Origin of the sequence: Ruminobacter sp. RM87, from assembly GCF_000701925.1 — a bacterium.
GTDB classification, from domain to species: domain Bacteria; phylum Pseudomonadota; class Gammaproteobacteria; order Enterobacterales; family Succinivibrionaceae; genus Ruminobacter; species Ruminobacter amylophilus.
This window is the reverse complement of the sequence record NZ_JNKD01000094.1, coordinates 1-5,165: the sequence shown is the minus strand read 5'-3', so window position 1 is coordinate 5,165 and position 5,165 is coordinate 1. Positions and strand designations below refer to the sequence as shown.

Sequence of the window (5,165 nt, the reverse complement as noted above, 5' to 3'; positions counted from 1 at the left end):
ATTGATCTGATTTTGAAAGATTGAATCAAACATCTTGTAATACCGTTTTTTCCTTACGAGATATTCCGGCATTTTACGATTTTTGGCTTTTTTCATGACCACTCCGTTGTCTGTTTTTTCTTGTTTGCAGGTGGTCAACTTTTATTCGTTTAGGTGGTCAACTTTTACGATCGTTTAACATGAGTTAAGTAACTGACGAATAGGATAATCGGCGGTTATGCTGGTTATCCTTCATTGGTAACATATTAAGGTTAAGTGCGGTAAAGTAAAAAAGTTAACAATGGCCTGCTAATTAGATTAATCGTGGTAAACAAATCTGCCAGAAAAAATTATAGATGGCCTGATAATTAAGTTAGAGGTGGTAAACTATTTGGTTAACGATGGTAAAGTAATTTGGTTAAAGCTGGCCTACTAAATCACATTACGTCCACTCAAGAAAATGCCAGGGATAAAAGCGGTCAGCAGAAACAGGGTGATTCATTCGATTTTGAAACCTCAAGAACCATAAAAGAAACAATGGATTATTTGCGTAAGGAACTCAGAGAGACCGAGGAGCGTCTGAAAGATACTGAGTACACAGCAGAAGAAAAGCAAGGGCTTGAGGCACATAAACAGGGCTTGCGTGAGACATATGAAGCCTTTGAGTCAGCAAATAAGAAGCTGAATACCTTAAGAACAACAAAAAATAAGATTAAGGATAAAATGGTTAATAAAACAGCCTCCAGAACGGAAACTGAAACCGATAAGAATGTTAAAGAAGCTCAGACTGTAGATAAGGTTAACGACAACAAGGAAAAGAACAGTGAAAGATTTCAGTTCATTCAGGAAGAAGCCAATAAGAAAAGCAGGACAGATGACTCTGCTGTCCAACAGGAAAATGAACAGAAGTCTGAAAGAATGAAGGCGATGGAAGAAAACGCAAAAAAACACAATGAACAGTCATCAGGCCAGAAGTAAGGATCACAAGATGAAGCGATAATTACTGTAAGAATAGAGTTCGTGCTTTTGCTCCCAGAAGATAAAACTCTGGGAGTTTTTTATTTTGAGAATAAACAACATAAATTTTGATGATATTTGTTAAATTTCAATGAATTGATAGGTGTATCATAAAATAAGTATAAAAACTATTTGTATTTATTCTATACAGGCATATAATGAACTTAGGTTAAGTTACAATAGAGGTGATACTATGTTCAGAAAATTAGGTTGGATTTTTGGTGGACTTCAGCCAGCTTACTATTTAAGACACTTTATCTTAATTTCACCATTACCATTGATTGTTTTAACTCACATGCCGTTGACTGATATGGCAACTCACACGGTGATTAACTGGAATCAGGTACAAGGTTTTGCTTTTGTGGCAATCAGTTGGTTAATTTATCCGTTCTCAAGATTCGTTTACGAATCAGTTGTTAACTGGATAATGGGTGATAACGTGCTTATCGCTAATGCTTTCATTTGGTTGATTGCAAAGCTGGTAACTATGGTTTTGTGCTTTTCGTTTGCCGTATTCCTTGCTCCAATTGCTTGGATTTACATCTTCTGGTACTTTAAGTTCGGTGACGGTAAGTGCGATTTCAATGGTGACCTGCAAGACCGTGATGGAATTATTACTGTAGAATGTGATGATTAGAATTTTTGAAAGGACTAATAGATGATTAACAATAAAGAACTAGATTTTAACCTTAGGAAGGGGACGCCTTTAGGTTTTCCTTCTGCTGATGAACTTATTGTATATTCAGAGAGTGGAGAGGATAAGAAAAACGCTTTTGAATACGAAAAGGCTTATGTTGCCTTGATTGAACAGGTAAAAGATAAATCTCATGAAGAACAGGTAAAATTTCTAATGTCTCACATGGATGAGCTTAGAGGAATGCTGGATCTGTTTTCTTTTTGCAGAGATGATGAATTATTTCCAGAATCGTTACTAAAAGAAGATCCTAATGCAAATGATGAAATCTTGGCTAATTTAATGATTTATCGTTACGAGAATAATATCAGTATTCTTGATGATCAGTATTGCGAACAATCTGAAGATTACGTCAGAAATGTTAGAAGTGAAATTTATAAAAGACGTTCCCATGAAAGAAGGGTAGCATTAGATAAGTTAAAGAAAGAACATCCTGAAGAATATAAGGCTCTTTGTGAAAAAAGACGTCGCTTTTCAGAGGAATTGGCAGAAGACATTAGAGCTCACTCCAAACAATATACTCAGGAGGAGATGGAAAGACTATTGATGAGTGACGATTATTCTGTTTTATAATGTATTTAGTGGGCTAAAATGAACGTTATTATTTCTAAAGAGTGGGCTAAACAATTAGAAGTCATTGATAATAAGTGAGGAGGATATATGTTATATATACCACCAACGTCAAAAGATATTTATGTAAGTAGTAAGGTCGCTTTGAATATCCATAGTCCTGATGATACTGGTGATTGGCATAGTTCAGGTTATTTAGATAATGATAGAGATGATCGGCAGGAATTGTTTATATTTGGCACAGGACAAAGATACAATACAAATAGCCTTTTAGGGAGTACGGGCGTAATAGACGGAACAGACAGGTTAAATAAAATGGGATACTATCCAGAAAATTCCCCTGTATGGATAGCAGATCATCCTAGAGCTTGTGTTGATTATTTGTTTATTTCAGTGCTTCAATCTGGAGAACTAGGTTATGTGATGTTAGATGAATGGTTTCCAAGTATTGAAGACAAGAAAAGAGTTTATGAACTCATAGATATAATGGAAAACAAATTATCCCAAAGAGAACTAGAGATTTTAGAGGCATGGAAGAAAAAAAATCCGATAGCGGAATAGTACTGAATCAAAGAATTTTTATCATAAAATTTAATGACGTGTATTTTGAAACAATTGAGCGATACTCATTTAGTTCTTAAAGGGGGCAGCCCTTTATTTAGGATATGGACTTACAAGATTTTCGGAAGATTTAGATTTTGACTCTTCAAAACGTCTTAATCTGCTCAATAAAATAAACGAAGCGTTTCCTTTAGGCATTAGATTGTTAAATATCAACATAAAGAAAGATACTGAAACAGTTACAAGATATTTAATTGACTATTCTGTCGATGCAATAAAATTAACAGATAAATTAAAAATTGAGATTTCATACAGAACGCCAATACAAGAAGACTTGGTGTGCGTAAAAGACGGAATCCGTTATGCTCCGATAGAACAGCTTATAGATTATAAGTTGAAGGCCGCTTTTGATGGGGATAATACCAGAAGTAAGTGCCGAGATTTGTACGATTTACATTTTTTGGCAAAGAATTATTCAGAAAGTTTTAATGTCGATACAGCTAAAAGGCTTTATGAATTTTCTAAAGATCCTGATGTTTTGGTTTCACGTTATGACATTGATGTAAAGGATGATCAATTATTGAGGGATATTATGGACACTGAATCAATATCACTTGAGCTCAGTGACTTGTCCCGAGCGATTTATTTAAAACAAAAAGAAAAACAGGATAATCAATCACGAAATAACATCAGCTCCAGGGATGAAAGTAGCATCAGCTCCAGACGTGCGTTCATGAATGAACGGATTCAGGCAAAGGCTAAAGCAGAAGCTCATAAAGAAATTGATGAAGAAACACAGGAACAAGCTTCTGCTGTATCGCCCAGAATGGCAATGATGCGGAGAAATATGGAAAAGAATAATGCTCGTGAGAATGTTATTTCTACAAGTCAAAAGAAAGGAAGATCTCGTTAATTTGCAAAGGAATATATTATGTCATGTAATCCAGCAAAAATAAAAGACACATTGCTATGGACTATATATACAAATGTAATAGATCATAAGAATATAAGATATAGTCACGTAGTAGATATGTATGTAAATAAAAGATGCAAAAATATTATTTTTGAGGATTACTTTTTTTTACAAAAGATGTTTTGTGTGTATGGTGCTTTCTTTAAATCAAAAGATATAAATGAAGTATTGAATTATTCAGAAAACATCCCTTATCTTACGCCAAATGAAAAAACTTTACTTTATAAAAATATATATCTTTTTTATAGAGAAGGTAAAATAGCTTACTTAAATAATAAATTTATATCATTATATAAACAAAATGAAATTGGCTTTTCTGAATTAGTAGATAATCTAACAACTGAGGTTTTAAAATGGCAAATTTAAAAGATTATAGAAGAGAGATAAAGATCCATTTTGCTCAGTCTCTTTGTAGATTTGAAGGTATAAATCTTACAGATATTCAAACAGAAAAACTTCTAAATAAAGAAAACTTTGAAATGCTGGATTTCCCTGAAGAAGAGTCGCTTGTAATAGATAATGTCATAAATACATTAAACTTCATGGATTCAATTGATATTTTAAAGTTAAATGTTGATTTAGAGCTCTATATAAAACTAAATTCGATGCTGGCAAAGGAACAAGCATTATTCACTGGTGCTTTACGAAATGGTTTAAGTTCAATTCCATGCATAGGTCAGATACCTATTCCTTCACAAGAAAGAGTTGAAGAGGAAATTACTAAACTGAATAACATTACTCCTGATAATTACAAATATGTTGTTTCAGAGTGTTTTTGTAATTTGTCCAGACTGCAACCGTTCGGGGATGGAAATAAGAGGACTACTCTTTTTTTATGCAATATTCAATTGATAAAAAAAGATTTTGATTTGCTGATTATTCAGAAAGATAAATATGCTGATTTTGAAGAACATTTAACTGCTTTTTATACTGAAGAAAATAAAGATATCATTGATTATCTTGCTGATAATTGCTTCATCAAAACAGTTATAGAACATCAGAGTTCTAGACATGAATTTATGAATGGACAGATTCAGTCGTAAGCGTGTACGCAACAAGGGTTATTCATTTTTCAAAAACAACGCTTTAAGATGTCACCGTATTTTACGGAGATAATCTTATGACTAAAACACATCCAAGGCATCAGCTGTGGCTGAATCAGTATTATGAACAGCAGAGCAGCGGTCTGAGCACCACTCGGTGGACTTCAGAACAGGGAATATCGTATAAGACTTATTTGAAAAGAATCAGCAGATTGAGAGAACTCGGTCTTATCAGTGGTGGTTCCGGTAAATGTAAAGAGCCGTCAGCTGATGATACCACTGAAAGCAGTTCATTTTTCATGATTGAAGTGCCTCCGGCTACGAATGT

At 33.8% G+C, this 5,165-nt stretch carries 7 protein-coding genes and 1 pseudogene; all 8 read left to right on the top strand.

Going from position 1 to position 5,165, the window contains the following annotated elements; all coding sequences use genetic code 11:
- The first annotated feature begins 393 nt into the window (after positions 1-393).
- The gene (locus tag T489_RS0111920; protein ID WP_031580237.1) at positions 394-957 is read left to right on the top strand and encodes a hypothetical protein; all 564 of its coding nucleotides are present in this window, start codon (positions 394-396) and stop codon (positions 955-957) included.
- A gap of 232 nt (positions 958-1,189) precedes the next feature.
- Positions 1,190-1,633, top strand: coding sequence for a hypothetical protein (locus tag T489_RS0111915; RefSeq protein WP_051622113.1), 444 nt, complete (start codon positions 1,190-1,192; stop codon positions 1,631-1,633).
- A 21-nt stretch (positions 1,634-1,654) separates the two neighbouring features.
- Positions 1,655-2,263: a hypothetical protein gene (locus T489_RS0111910; protein ID WP_031580235.1), complete on the top strand. Its 609-nt coding sequence runs from the start codon at positions 1,655-1,657 to the stop codon at positions 2,261-2,263.
- Positions 2,264-2,350: 87 nt separating this feature from the next.
- Positions 2,351-2,821 (top strand): hypothetical protein, encoded by a 471-nt coding sequence (locus T489_RS0111905; RefSeq protein ID WP_031580234.1) that lies wholly within the window; start codon positions 2,351-2,353, stop codon positions 2,819-2,821.
- A gap of 94 nt (positions 2,822-2,915) precedes the next feature.
- Positions 2,916-3,734: pseudogene (locus T489_RS13835) on the top strand (nucleotidyl transferase AbiEii/AbiGii toxin family protein); the annotation flags it as partial.
- Between the two features lie 18 nt (positions 3,735-3,752).
- Positions 3,753-4,160, top strand: coding sequence for a hypothetical protein (locus T489_RS0111895; RefSeq protein ID WP_031580233.1), 408 nt, complete (start codon positions 3,753-3,755; stop codon positions 4,158-4,160).
- Positions 4,148-4,837 carry a Fic family protein gene (locus tag T489_RS14485; protein WP_031580232.1) on the top strand — a complete coding sequence of 230 codons (690 nt, stop codon included), beginning with the start codon at positions 4,148-4,150 and terminating at the stop codon, positions 4,835-4,837. The genes T489_RS0111895 and T489_RS14485 overlap by 13 nt, the downstream gene beginning before the upstream one ends.
- Before the next feature lie 77 nt (positions 4,838-4,914).
- A partial coding sequence (locus T489_RS13825; protein WP_037319979.1) for a hypothetical protein occupies positions 4,915-5,165 on the top strand: 251 nt, incomplete at its 3' end.

What these genes read in the sequence shown, in the direction of transcription:
- T489_RS0111915 (WP_051622113.1), top strand. Translation starts at nt 1,190, where the DNA reads ATGTTCAGAAAATTAGGTTGGATTTTTGGTGGACTTCAGCCAGCTTAC.
- T489_RS0111910 (WP_031580235.1), top strand. Translation starts at nt 1,655, where the DNA reads ATGATTAACAATAAAGAACTAGATTTTAACCTTAGGAAGGGGACGCCT.
- T489_RS0111905 (WP_031580234.1), top strand. Translation starts at nt 2,351, where the DNA reads ATGTTATATATACCACCAACGTCAAAAGATATTTATGTAAGTAGTAAG.
- T489_RS0111895 (WP_031580233.1), top strand. Translation starts at nt 3,753, where the DNA reads ATGTCATGTAATCCAGCAAAAATAAAAGACACATTGCTATGGACTATA.
- T489_RS14485 (WP_031580232.1), top strand. Translation starts at nt 4,148, where the DNA reads ATGGCAAATTTAAAAGATTATAGAAGAGAGATAAAGATCCATTTTGCT.